Consider the following 22,340-nt stretch of genomic DNA (forward strand, 5'->3'; position numbering starts at 1 on the left):
GGCATGATCTCGGCTAGCCTTGCGCTAAAGCGGGGAGGGGTGTCGTGTCGAATGCGGAATTGTGGCAAGGGATAGGGGCGTTTTTGGAGCAGGCTGGCGGTGCGCCGGGATTGAACGAGGTGCGCGCCCGATTGCACGATGTGGGCGACTTGGCTGTCGCCATTGCACAACGTCCACCCAACCAGCCGCTCTGCGGCTACCTGTCCGAAGCGCTATCCGTGGCCCATGCCGGTCCAGGCGCTGCCTTGGCGGCACTCATCGGTCGGTCAAACCTGCACTGGGAAAGTTATGGCGCCTATGCGCCCGGGACAATCGGCACGGCTTTTCCGCGCCGCCATGCCTATGCGAGCCTCATTGCGGATGCTGATCCGAACTGGCACCGTGATGTCGATCTCGGTTTCCTGCTGATCGCCCCGCATACGCTCTATCGCGATCATCATCACCCGGCGCGGGAACTCTATCTACCGCTCACCGGTCCCAGCTACTGGCGCTTTGGCGTGGATAGCAAATGGCAAGAAAAGGCGGCCGGTGCCGTCATCTGGAACGAGCCGAATCGTGTCCATGCAACGCTGGTCCAAGACGTGCCGTTGCTTTGCCTTTATGCCTGGACGGAGAATGTGCTGGCGCCGGCTGTCGTGGACGTAGCGTCCGATTGGACGTCGCTCGAAAGCCAACTCGCCTCTCGCTGATCGCTCAGTCTTTCGGGCGCAGAGCGTCGGCTTGCTCGGCCGTCAGAGGGCGCAGCCTTCGCCCCTGTAGCATCAAAAAGAGCTTGGCTGTCTCCTCAAGTTCCTCGGTCGCATATTGTGCGTCGGCAAGAGTCTTGCCTGCCACGACCGGCCCGTGATTGGCGAGCAGCACGGCATGGGCCTTGCCGATCCGCGCCAGAACCGCCTCTGCAAGCGCCCGGTCGCCCGGTGCGAAATAGGGTACCAGCGGCAGTTTTCCGACGCGCATCACGTAGTAGGCGGTGAGGGGTGGCAGCACATCTTCGGGGTCGATCTCGGCCAGGATGCTCACGGCCACCGAATGCGTCGAATGAAGATGAACGACGGCGCCCGCTGCAGACCTGGCGCAATAGACGCAATGATGCAGGAAGGCCTCTTTGGTCGGCTGATCACCCGACAAGTGTCCGCACTCGGCATCCAGATGTGACAGGCGCGCCGGATCCAGATCGCCCAAGGATGCGTTGGTTGGCGTTGCCAGAATCGTCCCATCGCCCAGGCGCACGCTGATGTTACCGGTCGAGCCGAAGGTTAGGCCACGATCGAACAAGGACTTGCCGATGCGTACGATAGCGTCGCGTTGTCGGGTCTCTTCACGGAGAACGGCGGTCATGGCAATTTGCCCCAGGCCTTGAGAAAGAAGTCGACCGCACCGAAATTGCCCGATTTCAGCGCCAGCGCCAATGGCTGCTTGCAAAGGCTCACGGTCCAGGGAACGCCAGGGTCGATTTCGGGACCGATCCGCAGGGCCGCAACGCCCAAAGCACCGACGACCGCGCCTGACGTCTCGCCGCCGGCAATCAGGAATTCGATAAAGCCGATGTCGCGCAGCCTTACGGCAACCTCGCCCAGCAAATGTTCGACGCTTTCGCCGGCCTCAGTCCGGCCCAATTGCCCCTGGATCGCCTCAACCTCCGCCGGGTCGGCGCTTGAGTAGACCAGTGGCGGCTTGTCGACATTGTTCTGGCCAACGACCCAATTGACGATATCGGCGGCACTAAGCTTGCCGGCAGCAATCGCCAGCGGATCGATGCGGAAACTGGGGCAGCCGGCCGCTTGGGCCGCTGCCACCTGTTGCCGTGTCATCGCAGAGCAGGATCCGGCCAGGATCACGCGCCGGCCATGCGGCGCGCGAAAATCGGTATCGCCTTGACGTTGGGCGAGCAGGCCCTGGCGCCGGAAATTTTCCGGCAGGCCGAGGGCAATGCCGGATCCGCCGGTGATGAGCGGCAAGTCTGAGACGGCAGCGCCGATGGCATGAAGGTCGGCATCGCTGATGGCATCGACGACGAGGTGAGAAATTCCATCGCCCGTCGCTCTCTCGAAAGCGGATTTGATCGCGTCGGCACCCGCGGCGACAATCTGGTAGGGGACCAGGCCGACCTTGCGCTTGGTCTGGGCGCCAAGCACGCGCACCAGATTGGCATCGCGCATTGGCGTCAGCGGATGATCCTTCATCGGACTGTCGGAGAGCAGCAGGTCGCCGACAAAGAGATGCCCCTGATAGATCGTGCGCTTGTTGGTGGGAAAGGCCGGGCAGGCGATGGTGAGCGGCGTCTGCAGCAGATCGAGCAACGCATCAGCCACCGGGCCGATATTGCCATCTGGCGTCGAATCGAAGGTGGAGCAGTATTTGAAGATGATCTGCCGGGCGCCCAGCGCCTCAAGGGCTCGGGCCGCGGCAAGCGATTGTGCGACCGCGGCCGGCGCCGGAATGGTGCGCGATTTCAAGGCGATCACCAGGGCATCGACGCCGGAAAGGTCGAGATCCGGGGCTGGGGTCCCCATGACCTGAACCGTGCGCATGCCGCCGCGTGCCAGGGTCAGCGCCAGATCGGTGGCTCCGGTCAGATCGTCCGCGACTGCACCCAGCAACATGTCTCTATCTCCTCGGATTTATTCTAACCGCTTGAATAAAATGAATAAAGACTGAGAGGGCCGTCGCCGCCACAGCCCGGCTTGACTCGATGCCCGTCCAGCCATTAGCTTCAACTGGTCTGGTTATCAGACCAGCAATACAGTTTACAAGCGGCCGAAGCAATTGCCGCATCTGGGCGGGGGAATGGCGACATGATGGCGCTCGATACCAATCGTGTGCTGCTGGCCGAGGCGAAGGATCTGCGCAAGAGCCTGACCAAGCGGACTGCCAAGGACATCATCAGCGACAAGATCGCCGCCCTCATTGCTTCGGGCGTTCTCCACATTGATGACGAACTCCCCAGCGAACGCGAACTGGCGACGTCACTCGACGTCAGCCGCGAAACCGTGCGCGGTGCTATCCAAATCCTTGCCGCGCGCGGCGTGGTCGAGGTCAGTCAAGGCGCCCGTACGCGGGTGATCAGCACCGACCTCAACGGATTCCATGTCGGCGTGGCACAACATGCGGTGATCAACAGCTACGATCTTGAGACGATTCACGCGACCCGTCTGCTGATCGAGCGTCAGGTGGTGAGCGACGCCGCCGAATTCATCACTGACGAGGCATTGGAGCGGTTGCGCAATTCATTGAGCGCGCAGGCGGAGTGTTTCGACGATCCCGTCAAGTTTCTGATCTGCGACCGTGAGTTTCACGTCACCATTTATCGTGCTTGCGGAAATCCGTTGCTCGCTGATCTGGTGACCGATCTCTACACCTACATGATGGATTACCGGCGCCGCGTGCTGGCGCACGGTGGCGCCATCAAAAAGAGCTATCAAGAGCACGCCGCGATCGTTGATGCGCTCGAGCGCCATGATCGTGCAGCGGTGTTGACGGCTTTCGGTCATCACCTCGACCGCATCTACACCACCACGCGTTCCATTCTGTCGACTGCGGCCAATGCCCCGCGCAAGCCAAAGAAGGCAGGAGGTGACACCGACGCCTGACGAGCGGCGCCGGCCTTTCATCGCCATCACCAAGCAACCGCCGCACACATCATAAACGCGGCAAATCGGGAGGAGTAAAACTATGAAGCGTCGTTCATTTATCGGCATGGCAACCGCTGCCGCTGTTGTCGCTGCGGCCAATTTCGGCGGCTCGATGCCGGCATTCGCCGAAAGCAAGGAAATCGTCTATCTGACGCCGGGGCTCGACCTGCCGTTCTGGCGTTACCTGTCGAAGGGCGTCGAGAAGATCGCCAAGGACAAGGGTTATGGATTCCAGGCGCTGGATTCGCATAACAGCGCGCAGGAGCAGCTGAAAAACGCGCAGGATTCGATCGCCCGCGGTGTTGCCGGCATCGTCATCTCGCCGACCGACAGCTCGACGGCACCCGCCGTCCTGCAGCTCGCCAAGGAAGCCAATATTCCGGTCGTCATCGCGGATATCGGCACCAACAGCGGCGACTATGTCTCGTTCATCATCTCGGACAATTATGAAGGCGCCAACGGCGTCGGCAAAGCGTTGGGCGAGATCATGAAGGAAAAAGGCTGGCAGGACGGCTCGGTCGGCATCGTGTCGATCTCGCAGGCCCGCAAGAACGGTCAGGCCCGGACCAAGGGTTTCAAGGATGCGATCACGGCCGCCGGTATTGCCGGTGATGCCGGTTTGCAGCAGATGCAATCCTACACCGCCGACGAGACCTTCAAATTCACCCAGGACATGTTGACCGCCAATCCGAATATGCGCGGCATGTTCATCCAGACCGACCAGCCGGCGATCGGTGCCTTGCGCGCCATCAAAGCAGCGCGTCGTACGGGTGAAGTGGCCGTTGCGGCCTTCGACGGCATTCCCGAGTTCGTGCCGCTGCTGAAATCGGGCGAGCTCGTCGTCTCCGGTATGCAGCAGCCGTTCCTGATGGGCGAGAAGTCGGCCGAAGCCCTCTTCACGCATCTTGAAGGCGGCGCGCCGGAAAAGGAAATCCTGGTGCCGATCCTGGTCGTTACCAGCAAGAACATCGACGAATTGCTGCCGACGGTGAAGGAAACCGTCTTCGCGAACGAAGTGCAGTAACTACCTGGCGACCTCCCATCAAGACCGGTCTAGGGCGAAATCCTTCGGCCGGTCTTGATCCTTTTTTCTCTTTGCTCGAACATCTTTGAAGACCACGGCCAGGAATGAAGAATTGACTGCCGCTCTGCCGAACCCCACCGATATCGTTCTGGAAGCCCGCCATGTGGCGAAGAGCTTTGGGCGCACGCGTGCGCTGGTCGATGCGCAGTTGGAACTCCGTGCCGGCGAAGTTCACGGCCTCCTCGGTGCCAATGGTGCCGGCAAATCAACTCTCTCTCGCGTCATCACCTGTCATATTCGCCGCGATTCGGGCGAGATCACCTATCGCGGTGCGCCATATGAAGCGCACTCGACCCGTGATGCGCTGCGTGCCGGTATCGTGCTGGTGGCGCAGGAAACCAGCCTCGCGCCCGATCTGTCGGTCCTCGAAAACATCTTTCTCCCTGAGCTCGGCCGTGGTGGCAGGCTTTCATATGCCACATTGCGCAAGCGTGCAGGCGAGATCCTTGCCCGTCTCGGGCATGAGCATGTCCTGCCACTCGATCAGGAAGTACGGCGTCTGTCGGCGGCCCAGCGCCAGTTGGTCGAGATCGCCAAGGCGCTGGCGCTTGATGCCAATCTTCTCATTTTCGATGAACCGACTGCGTCGCTGAGCCCCAGCGAGGTTGAGCGCCTGTTCGACATCATGTCGCGATTGCGCAGCGACAATCGTGCATTGATTTTCGTTTCGCACCGGTTGGAAGAAGTCTTCGCGATCACCGACCGCGTCACCATCATGCGTGAAGGCCGCACCGTGGCGAATGCCTTGCCGACGGCGAGCCTGACGCAATCCGATATCATTCGCCACATGGTCGGGCAGGAGATCGGCAGTGTCTATGCCCGACAGGAGCGTGCCGAACCGGCCCATTCCGCGCCGACCGTCTTTGAAATCGAGCATCTTGCGGCGGCGCCCGCCGTGCGCGACATTTCCTTTGCGGTTCGCCGCGGCGAGATTTTGGGCCTCGGTGGCCTGGTCGGCGCCGGCCGGTCCGAGGCGGCCGAAGCCATCTTCGGTCTGCGGCCGCGCCAAGGCGGAATCATCAAGGTCGACGGTCGCGAGATCCGGCCGCAGAAGCCGGCCGATGCGGTCAAGTCCGGCATCGGTCTGGTTGCGGAAGATCGCCGTTTCCAAAGCATTGTCCCGGACCTCACCGTGCGGGAGAATTTGCTGCTCGCCCATATCGGCCAGCACAAGGGCTTCGGTCTTGGCTACGCGCAGCGGGCGCAGCGCATGGCGCATCTTATCCGCAGCCTCGATCTACCGGCCGACCGGCTCGATGCCAATCTCCTGACTTTTTCCGGCGGCATGCAGCAAAAGGTCGTCATTGCCCGCTGGCTGCTGCTGGAGCCGAAGATTCTCATTCTCGACGAGCCGACGAAGGGCGTCGATATCGGCACCCGCGCCTCGATCTACGCCTTGTTACGGGAGATCGCCGCGAGCGGCGTTGCCGTCGTCGTGATCTCGTCGGATTTCGAGGAACTGCTGGGGCTGAGCGACCGGGTCGTTGTCATCAGTGACGGGACCAGCATTGCCGATCTGCCGGCCGCTGTTCTTGACGAGGAAAAGCTCACGCTTCTTGCCGCTCCGCGAACCTCGACGGCGCGCAACACGGATTTCCTGAAGCAGCTGACCCGCGATTACGGTGGCGCCGGAATCTGGGCACTGCTGGAAGAGGATGAGGTGATCTGCCTGGGTGCCACACAGGCGCCCGGTGCTCTCGACACAGGCCTCCACCCCGGTCGTGCCAGTGCCATCGCCGCGACGCATATTCCAGCGGCCCTTCAAAGCCGCGTTCCGCAATTCGTGACGGAGGCTGCCGGCGACCGTGCCACGCTGCTGCTGCCCATGCGCAGCCGGCGCGGCAACGATCTGGGCTGGATCGGGCTCACCCTTCCGGCCGGCGAAGATTTGCCGCCGCCGGAGCTCATCGCCGCCCGTGTCGCCGCCCTCCATGCCGGAGACTGAAAACTTGACGCAAGCAGAAGGCCATCTCGCCATGTCGACCAAAGGCAATCCCCCGCGCAACATCTTCGGCAGCCTCACCCGGCGCCTTGAGGTGCGCATGCTGGGGTTGGCGCTGGTGATTGCCATCGCGCTGTCGCTGATGTCGCCCTATTTCCTCACCACCAACAATATCTTCAACATCCTCGATCAGTCGGTGGTGATCGGCATCGTCGCGGTCGGGATGACCCTGGTGATCCTGACCGGCGGCATCGATCTCTCGGTGGGGTCGGTCGCCGGCATGACCGGCATCGTGCTGGGTCTTGCCCTCCAACATATGCCGATTCCGCTCGCGATCCTCTGTGCCGTGGCAACGGGCGCCGGAATCGGCCTCGTCTCCGGCATTCTCACGGCCTATTTCGGCCTGGCGGCGTTCGTGGTGACGCTGGGCATCATGGCCATCGCGCGCAGCCTTGCCTATATCTTCTCCGGCCAGACGGCGATCTCCAACATTCCGGAATCGCTCTCCAACATCGTCTATACGGACATCTTCGGCATCCCCAGCAACGTCCTGTTCCTGCTGGCGCTCTATGCCGTCGCCTGGGCTTACCTCACCTATACCAAGGGTGGGCGCACCATCTATGCGATCGGGTCGAACAAGGAGGCCGCGCGTGCCGCCGGCCTCAACGTGCTCTTCTATTCGATCCTGCCGTATATCCTTTCGGCGGCACTTGCCGCCGTCGCCGTCACCTTCTCGATTGCCCAGCTGCTCTCGGCCGATCCCTTGATGGGCAACCAGATGGAGCTTGATGCCATTGCCGCTGTCGTGATCGGCGGGGCCAGCCTCTATGGCGGGCGCGGTTCCATCATCGGCACGCTCATCGGCGTGCTCATCATGGTGATGATCCGCAATGGCCTCAATCTGCTCGGCGTTTCGCCCTTCTGGCAAGGCTCCGCCATCGGTTCCATCATCATCGTCGCCTTGCTGGTCGAGCGCCTCATCAACTGGCGCTCCAGCCGCTGATCAACCCGGAACGAGGTCACCCTCATGAGCGACAATCCGAGCCGCGCCATCCGCCTTTTCGGTACTGAGGAACCGGTGACACCGCCGCGCCTGCTGCGCGCCGGGCCGATCACGGCCGAGTTCGAAGCCGGCAATCTGCGCTACATCCGTTATGACGGTATCGAGATCATGCGGGCCGTTTCCTTCATCGTGCGCGACAAGGATTGGGGCACCTACAATCCCGTCATTGCCAACCTCGCCGTCACCGAAGGGACCGACCATTTCCGCGTCACCTACGATGCCGTGGCCGGGGACGACGCTCAATCCTTCGACTATCAGGCGGTGATCGAAGGCCGTGCCGACGGAACGTTGCGCTTTGCCGGCAAAGGCAAGGCGGCGACGGACTTCCTCACCAACCGGACCGGCTTTGTCGTCCTGCATCCAATCGATGGTGTGGCGGGTGCTCCTGTCAGCATCGAACATGTCGACGGCAAAGTCGTTGAGAGCCGTTTCCCCGCGATCATCGACCCCATTCAGCCGATGATGAATTTGCGTGCCCTCACCCATGAAGCGGCGCCGGGTCTCAAGGTGCGCTGCCTGATGGAGGGCGATACGTTCGAGATGGAGGATCAGCGGAACTGGACCGACGCCTCCTATAAGACCTATGTCCGACCCTTGGCGCTTCCCTGGCCCTACACGCTTGGAAAAGGCACCGAGATCGACCAGGCGGTGACCTTGACGGTGACGGGTCGCATGTCCGGCGAAGCCTCGGGTGGCGCCATCAAGGTAAAACTCGGCGGTAAGGCGGATCACCTGCCGATGCTGGGCGCGGGACTCGATCCCGACGATATCGATTCCGTTCTCGCCAAGGCGGTGGACCTTTCCAAACTCGGCCTCAACCATGTCATCTGCCATTTCGACCGGCGCCGTGGCCACGACGCCGTCACTTTGCAGCGGGCGGCTGCGGCAGCCAAGGTCGTGGGCGCCAAGCCCTGGCTGGAAGCGGTCATCGTCTCCATCGATGCGGCCGAGGCGGAAATTGCCGCGCTGGGTGAAGCGGTCGCCAAGATCGGCGCGCCTTTCGAGACGGTCCTCGTTTCGCCCGCGCCGGATATGAAATGCACTTTGCCGGGCAGCGTCTGGCCGCCTTGCCCACCTTTCGAGCTTGTCTATCGCGCGGCCCGCAAGGCCTTTCCCAAGGCGCGGCTCGGTGGTGGCATGTTCAGCTATTTCACCGAACTCAACCGCAAGCGGCCGCCGGTCGATCTCCTTGATGCCGTCAGCTTCACGACATCCGCGATGGTGCATGCGGGGGATGATCGCTCGGTCACCGAGACCCTGCAGGCCCTTCCGGCCATCGCCCAGAGCGCTGCGGCGATCGCCGCGGGCAAGCCGATGCTGGTGGGGCCGTCGGCCATCGGCATGCGCGACAATCCTTACGGCGAGAAGCCCAAGCAGAACCCGGACAATATCCGCCAGGCGATGAACTGGAACGATCCGCGTCAGCGTGGCTTGCTGGGGGCCGCCTGGGACCTCGGCTATGTCGCGCGCTTTGCCTATGGCGGTGCGTCTGCCGTGACGCTCGGCGGTCTCGCCGGTCCCTTTGGCCTGCTGTACGCGCATGCTGCCTATCCGCAACCCGGCTATGACGGAAAGGGCGGCCTTTTCCCGGCCTTCCACGTGCTGCGCGGCCTTGCCGCCTTGCAGGGGCGGGAGTTGCGCCAGCTCGACATCGCGCGCGCCGGTGAGGTGCAGGGGCTCGCCGTGACGACACCGAAGGGGACCGAAATCTGGCTCGCCAACCTGACAGGCGACGCCAAGACGCTCACTTTGGATTTTGAGGTTTCATCCCTCAGCCGGCTCGATGCCGACAACTTTCCGGAAGCGGCCGGCGATCCGGCCTGCCTCGACCGGTTGCACCCGGCTCCCGGCCGGGATATCGAACTTTCAGCCTATGCCGTCCTGCGGCTCATCGTGACCGAAAAATAAAGGGTACAGCATGCATATTCTCATCATCGGCGCCGCGGGCATGGTCGGGCGCAAATTGACCGACCGGCTGGTGGCGGATGGCGGTATCGGCGGCAAGGCGCTCGATGCGCTGACACTGGTCGATGTCATCCCCCCGGTGGCGCCAGCCGGCTTCACCGGCAAGGTCGCCACCCTGACGGTGGATCTGTCGCAGCCGGGCGAGGCGGAAAAGCTCATCGCCGCGCGACCGGACATGATCTTCCATCTCGCCGCCATCGTTTCGGGCGAGGCCGAGGCCGATTTCGAGAAAGGCTATCGGATCAACCTCGACGGTACGCGCTATCTGTTCGAGGCCGTACGCCGCGAGGGGCAGAAGGCGCCCTATCGGCCGCGTCTGGTCTTCACATCGTCGATTGCCGTTTTCGGTGCGCCGTTCCCGGCCAAGATCGACGATACGTTCCTCAGCACGCCGCTCACTTCCTACGGCACGCAGAAGGCGATCGGCGAGTTGCTGCTGTCCGACTATTCCCGGCGCGGCTTCTTTGACGGAATCGGCATCCGGCTGCCCACCATCTGCATCCGGCCGGGTAAGCCCAACAAGGCGGCGTCGGGTTTCTTCTCCAACATCCTGCGCGAGCCCCTGGTTGGGATCGAAGCGGTGTTGCCGGTGGCCGAAGAGGTCCGCCACTGGCATGCCAGTCCGCGCGCGGCCGTCGGTTTCCTCATGCATGCGGCGACGATCGATCTCGAAAAAGTGGGGCCGCGCCGCAACCTCAGCCTGCCGGGTCTCTCGGCGACGGTCGGCGAACAGATCGAAGCCTTGCGTCGTGTTGCCGGCGAAAAGGCCGCAAAGCTCATTCGTCGCGAGCCCGATGCGGTCATCCAGAAAATCGTCGCCGGCTGGCCCAGCGATTTCAATCCGGCGCGTGCGCTTTCGCTTGGCTTCCGTGCCGAAAATTCGTTTGATGAGATCATCCGCGTTCATATCGAGGATGAACTGGGCGGCAAAATCGCGTAAGCCCATTCTGTTGAGGAAGAGAACATGACCATCAAATCGGCCATCGTCACGGGTGCTGGCACCGGTGTCGGCAAGGCGATCGCCAAGGCGCTGCTCGGCGCCGGTTTCCATGTCGCAATGCTGGGTCGCCGTGTCGAGGTGATCGAAAAGGCTGCCAAGGAAGTTGACCCCAGCGGCACGAAGACCCTCGCCATTTCGGCGGATATCAGCGACCCCGCCGCTGTTGTCGCCGCCTTCGACAAGGTGAAAGCTGCCTGGGGCAGGCTCGACGTGCTCGTCAACAATGCGGGTGTCGGGGCGCCCGCCATTCCGATGGAAGAACTGACGCCCGAACATTGGCATGCGGTCGTTGCATCCAACCTCACCGGCGCCTTCTTCTGTACCCAGCAGGCCTTCCGCATCATGAAGGCGCAGTCGCCGCAGGGTGGGCGCATCATCAATAACGGCTCAGTCTCGGCGACGACGCCGCGCCCCAATTCGGCGCCCTATACGGCGACGAAGCACGCCATCACGGGCCTGACCAAGTCGACGGCGCTCGACGGGCGCCCTTTCAACATCGCCTGCGGACAGGTCGATATCGGCAATGCCAGCACCGAGATGACGCAATATATCGAAGCCGGCGCTCTCCAGGCGGATGGGTCGAAGAAAGCCGAAGCGACGATGGAAGCGCGCCATGTCGGCGAGGCCGTTGCCTATATGGCCAACCTGCCCTTGAGTGCCAATGTCCTAACGATGACAGTGATGGCAACACAGATGCCGTTCGTCGGCCGCGGTTAGGATCAGATGTTCAAGCCAGACTCTAGAGCAAGTCTCTAGAGTCTGGCGCGCCAGCCAAGGCCATCGATGGTATTTCCCGCCGGCCGGTATTCGCACCCGACGAAACCGGCATAGGCCAAGGCATCAAGCTCCCGGAGAATCCTGAAATCGTCCAGCTCGCCGGTGCCCGGTTCATGGCGCGCCGGCACAGATGCGATCTGGACGTGACCGATCAGCGGAAAGAGGGATCTGAGGCCCATCAGCACATCGCCATGCAGGATCTGCCGGTGGTAGATGTCGAACTGCAGGCGCAGGTTCGGCAGGGCCAGCTCGGCGATGAGATCGGCCGCATAGCTGAAATCATTGAGGAAATATCCCGGCATATCGCGCCCATTGATCGGTTCGATGAGGATATCGATGCCGTGCGGGCCAACCTGGTCGCAGGCATAGCGCAACGAATCGGCATAGGCGGCGGCCGCTGCCTTGTCGGTACGCGAACCGTGGCCGCTCATGACGTGCAGCCGTTTCACCCCCGTTGCCGTCGCATAGCGCAGGGCCGTCGCGACACTGGCGCGGAATTCGTCGCGTCGTGCCGGGATGGAAGCCATGCCGCGATCGCCCTTGGCCCAATCGCCCGGCGGCAGATTGAACAGGGCCTGGGTCAATTTGTGCCGTACCAGGGCCGCCGCGATATCGTCGGGTGAAAAATCGTAAGGGAACAGATATTCGACGGCGGAAAAGCCCGCCTCGGCTGCTGCCTGGAAGCGATCCATGAAGCCCCATTCATTGAACATCATGCTGAGATTGGCAGCCAGGCGGACCATGAGGAAACCCCGATGAAATAAGGTCGAATCCGATATCGCCGCAACTATAGCAAGGTGGTCCGGCGAAGGCAGGTGAAATGCGACAAACGAGCGAGAAATGTGCCGCGGCGTGGCCGGATAATCACCCTTCCGTCGGAGGGAAATTGGACGCTAAGATCGCGTCCATGCTGATCGAAACCAAATTGCGCCCACCGGTTCTCAAAAGCGACCTCATCGCCCGGCCTCGCTTGTTGCGCCAATTGGATGGCGCGCTGTCGGCGCGGCTGGCGGTTCTCTCAGCGCCACCCGGTTTCGGGAAGAGTACGCTTCTGGGGCAATGGATCGCCGCCTTGCGCGAACGCGATGCCGCCATCGGCTGGCTGGCACTCGATCGCGACGATGATGAAATCGGCCGCTTCCTCACTTATCTGGTGGCGGCGATCCGCCGTGCCGATCCGCAGATCGCACAGCAGGTGCCGGCGCTCCTGCAATCCAGCCCGGTGCTGCCGATCGATTCCGTTCTGACGTCCATCGTCAATGACCTGACGCACCGCAACCAGCCGCTGTTCCTGGTCATCGACGATTGTCAGTTCCTCTCGGCGCCTGAGATTTGCCGTTTCCTCGATGCGCTCCTCACTTACGCGCCGGCTTGCTTCCATCTGGTCGTGGCGACGCGCGGGCCGCTGCCATTCGGGTTGGCCCATATGCGGGTCAAGGGCCAGCTCATCAACCTTGACGACATGCAATTGCGTTTCTCGCTCGAGGAAACCGAGAGCCTGTTCGATGCGGCCGAGCTCAGCGATCTGCCGGTTGCCGATATCGTTACCCTGCAGCACCGCACCGAAGGGTGGGTGGCCGGTTTGCAATTGGCGGCCCTCTCGCTCGAAGAACCGGCGGGCCGCGCCGATTTCATCCGAAATTTCTCCGGCAGTCACCGCGACGTTGCCGAATTCCTGACCCAGGATGTGCTTGCGCGCCAATCGCCTGACTTGCGTGATTTCCTGATCCGGACGTCGGTTCTCAGTCGCATTTCCGCACCGCTCGCCGATGCCGTGCTCGGCCGGAACGACAGTGCCGCCATGCTGCAGATGATCGAGGCGGCGAACCTCTTTCTCATTCCTCTCGATCGCGAACGGCACTGGTTCCGCTATCACCATCTCTTTGCCGAGTTCCTGCAATCGCGTCTGGGCGAGAAGGGGGGCAAGCAGACTGCCGACTTGCATCGGCGTGCAGCGGACTGGCTCTCAGCGAACAATCTGACGTCCGAAGCCGTGTCGCATGCGCTGGCAGCGGGTGACGCCGACCGGGCGGCCATGCTGGTCGAGGATTGCGCCATGCCGCTCATCATGGCCAGTCATCTGAACACGGTTCGTGCCTGGCTCGGTCGGTTGCCGCCGGAATTGGTCGCCAGGCGGCCGCATCTGCAGATGGCCGAGGTCTGGATTCAATTCCATATGAGCCGTCCGCAGGAAGCCGTGCGAACGTTGAAAGCAGCCAAGGAATCGATTGCCGCCGCCTGGGCCGCCGGCAATCTCAGCCAGGAAGAACGCTTGGCGCTGCGGGCGGAGCTTTGCACGCTGACGGTTGGTGCCATTTCCGCTGCCGATCGGTCGCGCACGGCAGCAAGGCTTGCCGATATCTGGCTCGACCAATTGCCCGAGAACCGGCCCTTCTTCAAAGGCACGCTGAGCAACATCAACGCCTTTTGCCATCTGTCCTTCGGCGATCTCGATGGCGCCCGGATCTGCAGCCTGAAAGCGCGCGACAGCCATGCCCAGGCGCAATCGGTTTTCGGCATCGTCTATTCGGACCTGATTTTGGGATTGATCGAGAAGGCGGCCGGCAATCTCTCGGCAGCCGGACAGTATTTCGGGCGCGCGATTGCCGAAGCGCGGCGCGTCCTCGGCGCCGGCTCCTATGCCGAAGCAATGGTGGCGATCTTCGAGGTCGAGTTGCTCTATGAATGGAGCGACCTTGCCGGTGCCGAACGGTTGTTGCACACCCACCGTCAGATCATCGAGGAATGCGGCCTCGTCGTTCATGAAATGGCCTGCAAGCTGCATCTGGCGCGTCTCGCCGCTGCGCGCGGACGGCATGACGAGGCGATGGCCGTGCTTGAACGTGCCGAGCGCCTCGGTATTGAGAAGCGCTACCATCGTCTGACTGCCAGCGCGCTCAACGATCGGGTGCGATTGCTGTTGCAGCGGGGCGACGTGCAGGCGGCGCGCTTTGCCTTGCTGGCCCGCGGGATCGGCGTCGATGCGCGCTTGGCCAAGGGCGGGGAAGGCAACGGTCTTGGGCCCCTCAACCCAGCAACCGAACCGGAATATCTGGCCCAGGCGCGGGTGTTGATCGCATCGGGCAAGCCCGAGGCGGCTTTGCGTCTGCTTGATCGGGTCGCCGAAAATGTCAGGCGCGACGGTCGCCTGCGCCGCCTCTCACAGGTGCGGGCACTCGCTGCCATTGCCGCCTATCAGGCCGAGGATGCGCTTTCTGCCTTGGCGGCGGCTGTCGATGCGGTTTCCATCTGCGCGCCGCAGAAGGCGATGCGGACGCTCCTCGATGAAGGCAGCGCCATGCGCGAAGTGCTTGAATTCGCCCGGCGGCGGATGCCGAGCTGGAGCGGTGAGACCGAGATCGGCCTCTATCTGGATCGGTTGATGGAGGCGTTCGGCAAGCCGGAACGCCTCGCCGCCGCTTGGCCAGCCCCTCGCAAGGGAGATCCCGGATTCAGTCCGCGCGAAATCGACGTCGCACATCTTCTGGGGAACGGCCAAAGCAACCGCGACATGGCACAGGCCCTGGGCATGGCGCCGGACACCGTGAAATGGCATCTCAAGAACATCTTCGGTAAACTGGGCGTCAACAACCGCACCCAAGCCGTCCTGCGGCTGCAGGAAATCGGCCTCACCTCGCCCCAGCAGCATTGATCGGGTCGCCACCCGAAAGGGTGGGGTGAATCAACCACCCCTTACCCGAGCGGGGCGGGACAAGTTCCGAATCATCCGTCACATATATGTCCAATGAGAGCCCGGTCGCATGAATCGGGACCGGTGAGGCAGCTTATCTGGGGGCGGTGATGGCGACGGGTTTCGTCTTCCATGAACTTTACATGTGGCACAACACCTGGAACTGGGCGCAAGTCTTTCCGCCCAGCCTGACGGTGCAGCCCGGCGAACATGCCGAAAATCCGGAAAGCAAGCGACGCTTCCGCAATCTCCTCGAGGTGAGCGGTCTCCTCGATCAGCTCACGCCGATCAAGCCGCGCTATGCGACCGAAGACGAGATCGCGCGTTTCCACACCCGTCCCTATATCGAACGCATCAAGAAGCTCTCCGCCGAGAATGGTGGCGATGCCTCGGCCCTCACTCCCTTTGGCCGCGGGTCGTTCGAAATCGCGCAGCTCTCGGCCGGCGGGACGATGGCGGCGATGGATGCCATCCTCGATGGCAAGGTGAAGAATGCCTACGTGCTGTGCCGGCCACCGGGACATCATGCAGAAGCCGATATCGGCTTGGGCTTTTGTCTCTTCGGCAATGTTGCAATTGCCGTCATGCATGCCCAGGCGACCAAGGGTTTGGGGCGCGTGGCGACGGTCGATTGGGATGTCCATCACGGCAACGGCACCCAGGCAGCTTTCTATAAGAGCCGCGACGTCCTCACCATTTCGCTACACCAGGATGGGCTCTATCCGCCCAATTCCGGCAATCTGGCCGAGCGCGGCGACGGTGCCGGATTCGGCTACAATCTCAACATCCCATTGCCGCCGGGCTGCGGCAACGGTGCCTATCTCGCCGCCTTCGAGCATGTCGTTTTGCCGGCGCTCCGCCGCTACAAGCCGGAGATGATCGTCGTGCCGTCCGGCTTCGATGCCTCGGGCGTCGATCCGTTGGGGCGCATGATGGTCAGCGCCGAAGGCTACCGGCAGATGACGCGGATGCTGATGCAGGCAGCGGACGAACTCTGCGGTGGACGCCTGCTGATGTCGCATGAGGGCGGCTATTCCCAGATGTATGTTCCCTATTGCGGCCTCGCCGTGATGGAAGAACTGACCGGCATCAGGACGCATATCAACGATCCCTGGGCCGAGCCGATGGCGACCTGGGGCCAGCAGGATCTGCAGCCGCATCAGTGGACAGCGATCCAGGCAGCAGCCAAGTTGCTAGACGACATCAAGTGAAGAACAGGTCAGCGCCGGGGGAAGCCGCGCCGGCAGCGACCGATCAACATCATGGGCGGCTGTTTTCTAGGGAGAGCTCCGGTTATGTCTGAAGAGATCAAAAAGCCCAATGTGATTCCCAGCCGCCGCAATTTCCTGAAAGGCGCTGCCGCTCTCGGCAGCGGTGCCGCCATTCTGGCCGGCATCAATGATGGTGCCCGCGCCGACGGCGATCCCATTCCGGTCGGCCAGGCAGCGCCATTGACCGACTTCGCCGCTGCCGACGGTGTCGAATTCAAGAATGGCCTGACGCTGGCCTGCGAGGAGATCAACGCGCTGGGCGGCATCCTCGGCCGGCCGCTCGAGCCCTATTTTGAAGACACCAAGCAGATGGGCGATCCGACCAACGTCCAGGCAGCGCAACGCCTCATCGACCGGCATTCGGTCCACGCGCTGATCAACGGCTACAATATCGGATCCGGTGCCGCCATCCAGGACCCGGTCGCCGATGCCGGCATCATCTATGTCCATTACGACACGACGATCGGCCATAACAATCTCATCAAGTCGAATCCGGACCGCTATTTCGGCTCATTCCAGGGCGATCCGGCGGAATATTGGTATGGTCCGGGCTTCCTCAAGTTCTTGCAGCAGCTCGAAGAGGGCGGCCAGTTCAAGCGTCCGAACAACAAGATGGCGGTTATTCTCTCGGCCGGCGTCTATGCCGCCAACATCGCCAACGCGATCAAGGAGAAGGGCGCCGAATATGGCTGGGAAATCAGCCTCTTCGAGACCGTGAACGTGCCGATCTCGGAATGGGGCCCAACCCTGGCGAAGATCCGCCAGGACCCGCCGGCCGTCATCGCCGTCACCCACTTCCTGCCGGCCGATCTCGCCCAGTTCATGGTGCAGTTCGTGCCCAACCCGACGCCGAGCCTCATCTATATGCAATACGGCCCCTCGATCCCGGCCTTCCGCGACATCGCCAAGGAAGCCTCAGTCGGCGTCCTCTATGCGACCGTCGTCGGCGCCTTGCAGGACGAGATCGGCAGCGCCTTCGAGAAGCGCTACAAGGCGAAGTTCGGCGAGAATGCCGGCCACAATTCCGGTGCGCAGCCCTATGACGGTGCCTATGTCTGGGCAACCGCCGCGGCCCTTGCCGGCGGCACGGGCGAGCCGGGCAATGAGGAGCAGAACCGCAAGGTGGCGGCGCGCATGCGCAGCCTCATCTATCGCGGCGTCACCGGCACCACCCGCTTCATGGCGGACGAGCAGGCGGCCTATTCCTATCCGACCCAGGTCAACGACTCCTCGCTTGGCATGCCGCACCAGTTCCTCCAGATTCAGGACCAGACCAAGAGCGGTGGCCTGATCGCCCCGGCGCCCTATGGCACCGCGGCCTTCAAGCTGCCGCCCTGGATCAAGGGCTGATTCCGGACGCTGAAAAGGGCAAAAAAGGTATGGAAACGGTGGTCTCGGAACCCTTGCTTGTCTGCCGCGAGGTAACCAAGCAATTCGGCGCCTTGACCGCCGTCAACAAGATGAGTTTCTCGCTGATGCCGGGCGAAGTGCTCGGCATCGGCGGGCCCAACGGGGCCGGGAAAACCACGCTGTTCGAGGCCATTTCCGGCCTCAATCCAGCGACTTCCGGCGAGATCATCTTCCAAGGCCGGACCATCACCAAACTGCCGCCCGAGGCGCTCTGCCATGCCGGCATCGCCCGGACGTTCCAGCTGAATGCCGGCTTCGACAGCCTCACCGTCCGCGGCAATGTCGAAGTCGCGGCCTATTTCGGGCGCAGCAACCGCCTGATCCCGGGCCTCAGGGTCGGGAAAGAGGTGGCGCGTGAGGTGGATGCGGCCCTCGAAGCGGTGGGACTTGCCGGTCGGGACAATGAAATCGTCGGACGCCTGCCGGTGCTTGATCGCAAGCTGCTGATGCTGGCCGGCGCCCTGGCGAGCAATCCTACATTGCTGCTGATGGATGAACCGGTTGGCGGTCTCAACCCCAGGGAAATCGACCAGGTGATGGCCGTCGTGCGCAGCATCGCGGCGCGGGGCGTCACCATCATCCTCATCGAGCATGTGATGCGCTTCCTGGTGCAGCTGTCGAGCCGCGTTCTCATCATGCATCACGGCGAAAAAATCTATGAAGGCAAGCCGCAAGGTTTGATCGAGGACCGCAACGTGGTTGACGTCTATCTCGGCGAAGGCGCCTCGCAACGCCTCGGCAACCTGCTGAAAGAGCAGGCCCAGGCATGAGCGCGCTTCTTGCGATCGAGCAGGTGACGGCGGGCTATGGCAGCCAAAACGTGCTGCACAATGTCTCGCTGACGGTGGCCGAAGGGGGTCTTACGGCCATTATCGGCCCCAATGGGCACGGCAAGACGACATTGTTGCGGGCGATTTCCGGCCTCGTGAATTTGCGGGCGGGGCGCATCAGTCTTTCCGGCCGGTTGCTAAATGACCTGCGCCCGGACGAGATCGTCGCCGCCGGGATCGTCCATGTGCCGCAAGGCGACATGCTGTTCCCGGAAATGACGGTGCTCGAAAACCTGCTGATGGGTGCCTATCTGCCGGCGGCCTCGGCCGAGGCGCCGCGGCGGCTGGAAAAGGTCTTTGCCCTGCTGCCCAAGCTCAAGGACCGCCGCAGCCAGGTGGCGAGCACCCTTTCAGGCGGCGAACGCCGCATGGTGGGCATCGGGCGCGGGTTGATGGCCGGTGGCCGCCTGCTGATGCTCGACGAACCATCATTAGGCTTGGCACCCATCGTCATCGACCAGATCTACGACGTTGTCAGCGAACTCGCCGCCGCCGGCCAGTCGATCCTGGTCGTGGAGGAGAATGCTGCCCGCGTTGCCGATAAGGCGGCGCTCATCGCACTCCTCGACAATGGCGAACTGGTCTGGTCGGGGGCGGGCGCTGAATTGATGGCGCGCCCCGAAATTCTCGAAACCTATCTCGGAGCCTGAGGGGACAGCCGATGGATGTCATTGTCCAGATCATCGCCTCGGGCCTTACCATGGGGGCAATGTACGCTATTTCGACGATCGGCCTCGCCCTCGTCTATGGCTCGCTCAATATGCTCAATATGGCGCATGGCGCGCTGTTGGCGCTGGGCGGCTATGTCTGTTACTTCGCCATGAGCCATCTTGGCCTCCACCCCGTCCTGGGCCTTGCTGCCGCGATGCTGGTTTGTGGCGCGGTCGGCCTTGCCATCTATTACGCGGCGGCGCAGCCGATGCTGAAATCGGCCAATTTCGAGACGCAGATTTTCATCGCCACGATCGGAATCGGCGCCATCATCGAGAATGTGATCCTGCGCCTGTTCGGGCCCCAACCGACCCCGCAACCGCTTAACTTGACCGGTGCGGTCGTCATCGGCAGCGTTCATATCCCGAACCAGAATCTGCTGATCCTGGGCGTGGCGCTGGGCTTGATGGCGGTGCTGGCCTATCTGCTGCAGAGGACCCGGCTCGGCCGCGCCATCCGCGCCACGGCGCAGAACCGCGAGGCGGCTCAGTTGATGGGGGTGCGGGTCGGCATCGTCTATGCGCAGGTGCTGGCGCTATCCGGGGCGCTCGCCGCGATTTCCGGCGTGATGGTGAGTTCGCTCTCCAGCCTTTTGCCCAACATGGGCGGCGATCCGATGCTGAAGGCCTTCATCATCTGCGTGGTGGCCGGCCTCGGCAATGTCTATGGGGCGGTCGGCGCCGCGATCGTGCTCGGCATTCTTGAAGCGCTTGCCGCCTATCTGCTCGGCGTCCGCTACAGCTTTGCCATATTGCTGCTGCTGGTGATCGCCGTTCTTATCTGGCGTCCCTCGGGCCTTTTCGGCCGCCGGCAGGTGGTGCGCCTCTGATGAATATGCGTCGCGACTTCCTCATCGGCCTAGTCCTCATTCTCGCCTGCGCGATCCTGCCGCTTGTCTTCGGCATGCGGTATTTCGTGACGCAGGCGACACTCTTTTTCATCTGGGGCATCGTCGTCCTGCAATGGAACTTGGTGCTGGGGATCGGCGGCATTTTCTCGCTGGCGCAGATGGCACTCTTTGCCGTCGGTGCCTATGCGACCGCCATGTTCGGTTACTATTTCCAGATGCCGATGATCCTGGCGATGCCTCTGGCAGCTTTGGTAACGGTTGGTATCAGCACCTTGGTGGGGCTCGCCTGCCTGCGCCTCAAAGGGCCCTACGTCGCCTTGCTGACCCTGGCGGTGGCGCAAGTGCTCTATCTCCTCATCGTCAACGACACCGAATGCTTTACCAACCCGCCATCCGGCTGCATGCCGCTCTTCGGTGGCGTGCGCGGCTTCACCCGGTTCGGCGATCTTGGTTTCCGGACCCTGTTCGGATCGAAATGGTATGTGGCCGACTATTATCTGGGCCTCACCCTGCTGGCACTTGCTGCTGCTTTTTCGATCGCGATCATCCGGGGGCCGATGGGCCTTGCCTTCCAGGCACTGCGCGACAATCCCGGGGCTGCCATGGCGCGCGGTGTCAGCCGTTTCAAATACCAGCTGTGGATTTTTGCGCTTTCGGCCTTCTTCACCGGTCTCGCCGGTTCGTTCTACGCGGTCCATTTCGCGGCCGTGGGACCGACGGCCTTTTCGATTTCGACCCTGCTCTTCCTCCTTTCCATGATCGTGGTGGGCGGCATGGGCACGATATGGGGACCGCTGCTCGGTGCCCTTATCCTGATGCTGGCCGACGAAGCGATGCGCGAGTTCGGCGATTGGCGCGACATCGGGCTGGGCGCAATCCTCGCCGGCTTCGTGATCCTGTTGCCCAAGGGTGTGTTGGGCAGCCTGCAAGCACTCGCCTTGCGCCTGCGGGGACGGTCTTAGCGGCGGCTCAGCATGCGCTGGCGGAAGACCGGCGCATTGGTGGTCTGCTGCCGGTCGGAACTGGGGCTCAAGCCGAAATAGCGCCGATAGGTGCGTGAGAAACTCTCCAACGAGCCGAAGCCACAGGTAACAGCGATCTCCGTCACCGGCAGATCGGTCTGCTGCAGCAGCTTGTGTGCCTTGGCAAGGCGGTAGGAGAGATATTGCCGCGCGATGCTGACGCCGAGATGCCGTTGGAAATGCCGCTGCAACTGGCGCTGCGACATGCCGATGCGGTCCGCGATGGCGCGGCAGGAAAGCGGTTCCTCCAGTGTCTGCTGCATGATCTTCAAGGCGGCATCGACCTTCAAATTGGCAGCGGCGTGAAGATCAGGTTCGGCCCCACCCTGCGATTCGCCGGGCGCGCGCAGGCGCGGCAGCAGGAAATGCTGGCCCACCTCGCCGGCAAGATCGACATCCACGGTTTCCCCGATCCAGCGCAGCATCATGTCGAGCGTCGCAGTGGCACCGGCACAGGTCATGCGGTCGCGGGTCAGCGTGTAGAGCTGATCGGTTGCGTCGACTTCGGGATAGCGCTCGCGAAAACCTTCGAGATTGTCCCAATGGATGGCGGCCGGTTGATTGTCAAGCAATCGTGCCGCCGCCAGGATCTCGCTTCCCGTTTCGATGGCGCCGATGGTGGCGCCGAAGCGGGCCATGCGCCGCAGCCAGCCCAACAGGCGTTGATCCCCGGCGTGGATCTTGGCATCGAAACTGGCGATGACGACGACCGTCTGATAGGTCCCGACTTCGCCAAGGCCCGCATCGACCGGCAGGTGCTGACCATTGCTGGCACGCACCGAGAGGCCATCCAGTGACAAGGTCGACCAGCGGAAGAGCTGCGTCTGCGCCAGCCAGTTGGCGACAAAGAGCGGCTCGATCGCAAGAGCGAGGCCCATATGCGAAAATTCCGGCAAGACGACGAAAGCCAGATGATGGGGATTGCTGGTCACGCGCGCGAACTCTCCTTTGGACTGCGTCATTCGACAGCAGGGGCGGAGCATTGATCAGCATTTTTGGGACATATAATGGCACGAAAGATCAAATGCAGATAAGAAGCTTTCTGCTTTACACCTGCTGCGATCAAAATAGATAAGTAAAATCAATTACCTG

19 protein-coding genes are annotated in these 22,340 nt (G+C 62.4%); 15 read left to right on the top strand and 4 right to left on the bottom strand.

The features are described 5' to 3' along the window. Positions 1–44: 44 nt before the first annotated feature. Positions 45–689 carry a dimethylsulfonioproprionate lyase family protein gene (locus ACE3PP_RS05260; RefSeq protein ID WP_374378742.1) on the top strand — a complete coding sequence of 215 codons (645 nt, stop codon included), beginning with the start codon at positions 45–47 and terminating at the stop codon, positions 687–689. A 4-nt stretch (positions 690–693) separates the two neighbouring features. Here ACE3PP_RS05260 and otnC read toward each other — a convergent pair whose 3' ends face one another. Both otnC and otnK read right to left on the bottom strand, forming a co-directional pair. Next, positions 694–1,338 carry a 3-oxo-tetronate 4-phosphate decarboxylase gene (otnC, locus tag ACE3PP_RS05265; RefSeq protein WP_374378745.1) on the bottom strand — a complete coding sequence of 215 codons (645 nt, stop codon included), beginning with the start codon at positions 1,336–1,338 and terminating at the stop codon, positions 694–696. Further along, positions 1,335–2,603: a 3-oxo-tetronate kinase gene (otnK, locus tag ACE3PP_RS05270; RefSeq protein ID WP_374378748.1), complete on the bottom strand. Its 1,269-nt coding sequence runs from the start codon at positions 2,601–2,603 to the stop codon at positions 1,335–1,337. The genes otnC and otnK overlap by 4 nt, the downstream gene beginning before the upstream one ends. A gap of 192 nt (positions 2,604–2,795) precedes the next feature. Here otnK and ACE3PP_RS05275 point away from each other — a divergent pair, with 192 nt between their 5' ends. The 7 genes from ACE3PP_RS05275 (at position 2,796) to ACE3PP_RS05305 (ending at position 11,403) form a co-directional block, all read left to right on the top strand. Continuing rightward, the gene (locus ACE3PP_RS05275) at positions 2,796–3,590 is read left to right on the top strand and encodes a FadR/GntR family transcriptional regulator (RefSeq protein WP_374378751.1); all 795 of its coding nucleotides are present in this window, start codon (positions 2,796–2,798) and stop codon (positions 3,588–3,590) included. An 82-nt stretch (positions 3,591–3,672) separates the two neighbouring features. Continuing rightward, entirely contained in the window at positions 3,673–4,656 is a 984-nt protein-coding gene (locus ACE3PP_RS05280) for a substrate-binding domain-containing protein (RefSeq protein WP_374378754.1), read from the top strand. Positions 4,657–4,768: 112 nt separating this feature from the next. Further along, positions 4,769–6,661, top strand: coding sequence for a sugar ABC transporter ATP-binding protein (locus tag ACE3PP_RS05285; RefSeq protein ID WP_374378757.1), 1,893 nt, complete (start codon positions 4,769–4,771; stop codon positions 6,659–6,661). A 4-nt stretch (positions 6,662–6,665) separates the two neighbouring features. After that, positions 6,666–7,661, top strand: coding sequence for an ABC transporter permease (locus ACE3PP_RS05290; protein WP_374378760.1), 996 nt, complete (start codon positions 6,666–6,668; stop codon positions 7,659–7,661). Between the two features lie 24 nt (positions 7,662–7,685). After that, on the top strand, positions 7,686–9,629 hold the full coding sequence (locus ACE3PP_RS05295) for a hypothetical protein (protein WP_374378763.1): 1,944 nt from the start codon (positions 7,686–7,688) through the stop codon (positions 9,627–9,629). A gap of 10 nt (positions 9,630–9,639) precedes the next feature. After that, positions 9,640–10,626, top strand: a complete 987-nt coding sequence (denD, locus tag ACE3PP_RS05300) for a D-erythronate dehydrogenase (RefSeq protein WP_374378765.1) — start codon at positions 9,640–9,642, stop codon at positions 10,624–10,626. 24 nt (positions 10,627–10,650) lie between these two features. After that, the gene (locus ACE3PP_RS05305; RefSeq protein ID WP_374378769.1) at positions 10,651–11,403 is read left to right on the top strand and encodes an SDR family oxidoreductase; all 753 of its coding nucleotides are present in this window, start codon (positions 10,651–10,653) and stop codon (positions 11,401–11,403) included. Between the two features lie 35 nt (positions 11,404–11,438). Here ACE3PP_RS05305 and otnI read toward each other — a convergent pair whose 3' ends face one another. Further along, on the bottom strand, positions 11,439–12,206 hold the full coding sequence (gene otnI / locus ACE3PP_RS05310; RefSeq protein ID WP_374378772.1) for a 2-oxo-tetronate isomerase: 768 nt from the start codon (positions 12,204–12,206) through the stop codon (positions 11,439–11,441). Positions 12,207–12,370: 164 nt separating this feature from the next. Between otnI and ACE3PP_RS05315 the strand changes: the two genes are divergently transcribed. The 7 genes from ACE3PP_RS05315 to ACE3PP_RS05345 all read left to right on the top strand — a co-directional run bounded on the left by ACE3PP_RS05315 (position 12,371) and on the right by ACE3PP_RS05345 (position 21,188). Further along, positions 12,371–15,115 carry a LuxR C-terminal-related transcriptional regulator gene (locus ACE3PP_RS05315; RefSeq protein ID WP_374378775.1) on the top strand — a complete coding sequence of 915 codons (2,745 nt, stop codon included), beginning with the start codon at positions 12,371–12,373 and terminating at the stop codon, positions 15,113–15,115. Positions 15,116–15,264: 149 nt separating this feature from the next. Further along, positions 15,265–16,365 carry a class II histone deacetylase gene (locus ACE3PP_RS05320; protein ID WP_374378778.1) on the top strand — a complete coding sequence of 367 codons (1,101 nt, stop codon included), beginning with the start codon at positions 15,265–15,267 and terminating at the stop codon, positions 16,363–16,365. Positions 16,366–16,449: 84 nt separating this feature from the next. Next, complete coding sequence (locus tag ACE3PP_RS05325; protein WP_374378781.1) at positions 16,450–17,775, top strand: ABC transporter substrate-binding protein; 1,326 nt, start codon at positions 16,450–16,452, stop codon at positions 17,773–17,775. 29 nt (positions 17,776–17,804) lie between these two features. Further along, positions 17,805–18,605 carry an ABC transporter ATP-binding protein gene (locus tag ACE3PP_RS05330; protein ID WP_374378784.1) on the top strand — a complete coding sequence of 267 codons (801 nt, stop codon included), beginning with the start codon at positions 17,805–17,807 and terminating at the stop codon, positions 18,603–18,605. Further along, positions 18,602–19,315, top strand: a complete 714-nt coding sequence (locus ACE3PP_RS05335; RefSeq protein WP_374378787.1) for an ABC transporter ATP-binding protein — start codon at positions 18,602–18,604, stop codon at positions 19,313–19,315. The genes ACE3PP_RS05330 and ACE3PP_RS05335 overlap by 4 nt, the downstream gene beginning before the upstream one ends. Positions 19,316–19,326: 11 nt before the next feature. Further along, on the top strand, positions 19,327–20,205 hold the full coding sequence (locus tag ACE3PP_RS05340) for a branched-chain amino acid ABC transporter permease (RefSeq protein WP_374378790.1): 879 nt from the start codon (positions 19,327–19,329) through the stop codon (positions 20,203–20,205). Then, positions 20,205–21,188, top strand: a complete 984-nt coding sequence (locus ACE3PP_RS05345; protein WP_374378793.1) for a branched-chain amino acid ABC transporter permease — start codon at positions 20,205–20,207, stop codon at positions 21,186–21,188. The genes ACE3PP_RS05340 and ACE3PP_RS05345 overlap by 1 nt, the downstream gene beginning before the upstream one ends. Here ACE3PP_RS05345 and ACE3PP_RS05350 read toward each other — a convergent pair. Further along, entirely contained in the window at positions 21,185–22,180 is a 996-nt protein-coding gene (locus ACE3PP_RS05350; RefSeq protein WP_374378796.1) for a GlxA family transcriptional regulator, read from the bottom strand. The two genes, ACE3PP_RS05345 and ACE3PP_RS05350, sit on opposite strands and share 4 nt — an antisense overlap. Between the last annotated feature and the right edge of the window lie 160 nt (positions 22,181–22,340).

It is taken from the genome of Dongia sp., from assembly GCF_041910485.1.
In the GTDB taxonomy this organism is placed as follows: Bacteria; Pseudomonadota; Alphaproteobacteria; order Dongiales; family Dongiaceae; genus Dongia.

Excerpts from the sequence above, each read along its gene's own strand:
- ACE3PP_RS05325 (WP_374378781.1), top strand. The coding sequence starts at position 16,450 with ATGTCTGAAGAGATCAAAAAGCCCAATGTGATTCCCAGCCGCCGCAAT.
- ACE3PP_RS05305 (WP_374378769.1), top strand. The coding sequence starts at position 10,651 with ATGACCATCAAATCGGCCATCGTCACGGGTGCTGGCACCGGTGTCGGC.
- otnK (WP_374378748.1), bottom strand. The coding sequence starts at position 2,603 with ATGTTGCTGGGTGCAGTCGCGGACGATCTGACCGGAGCCACCGATCTG.
- ACE3PP_RS05345 (WP_374378793.1), top strand. The coding sequence starts at position 20,205 with ATGAATATGCGTCGCGACTTCCTCATCGGCCTAGTCCTCATTCTCGCC.
- denD (WP_374378765.1), top strand. The coding sequence starts at position 9,640 with ATGCATATTCTCATCATCGGCGCCGCGGGCATGGTCGGGCGCAAATTG.
- ACE3PP_RS05280 (WP_374378754.1), top strand. The coding sequence starts at position 3,673 with ATGAAGCGTCGTTCATTTATCGGCATGGCAACCGCTGCCGCTGTTGTC.
- ACE3PP_RS05295 (WP_374378763.1), top strand. The coding sequence starts at position 7,686 with ATGAGCGACAATCCGAGCCGCGCCATCCGCCTTTTCGGTACTGAGGAA.
- ACE3PP_RS05330 (WP_374378784.1), top strand. The coding sequence starts at position 17,805 with ATGGAAACGGTGGTCTCGGAACCCTTGCTTGTCTGCCGCGAGGTAACC.
- otnI (WP_374378772.1), bottom strand. The coding sequence starts at position 12,206 with ATGGTCCGCCTGGCTGCCAATCTCAGCATGATGTTCAATGAATGGGGC.
- otnC (WP_374378745.1), bottom strand. The coding sequence starts at position 1,338 with ATGACCGCCGTTCTCCGTGAAGAGACCCGACAACGCGACGCTATCGTA.
- ACE3PP_RS05275 (WP_374378751.1), top strand. The coding sequence starts at position 2,796 with ATGATGGCGCTCGATACCAATCGTGTGCTGCTGGCCGAGGCGAAGGAT.
- ACE3PP_RS05340 (WP_374378790.1), top strand. The coding sequence starts at position 19,327 with ATGGATGTCATTGTCCAGATCATCGCCTCGGGCCTTACCATGGGGGCA.
- ACE3PP_RS05315 (WP_374378775.1), top strand. The coding sequence starts at position 12,371 with ATGCTGATCGAAACCAAATTGCGCCCACCGGTTCTCAAAAGCGACCTC.
- ACE3PP_RS05335 (WP_374378787.1), top strand. The coding sequence starts at position 18,602 with ATGAGCGCGCTTCTTGCGATCGAGCAGGTGACGGCGGGCTATGGCAGC.
- ACE3PP_RS05320 (WP_374378778.1), top strand. The coding sequence starts at position 15,265 with ATGGCGACGGGTTTCGTCTTCCATGAACTTTACATGTGGCACAACACC.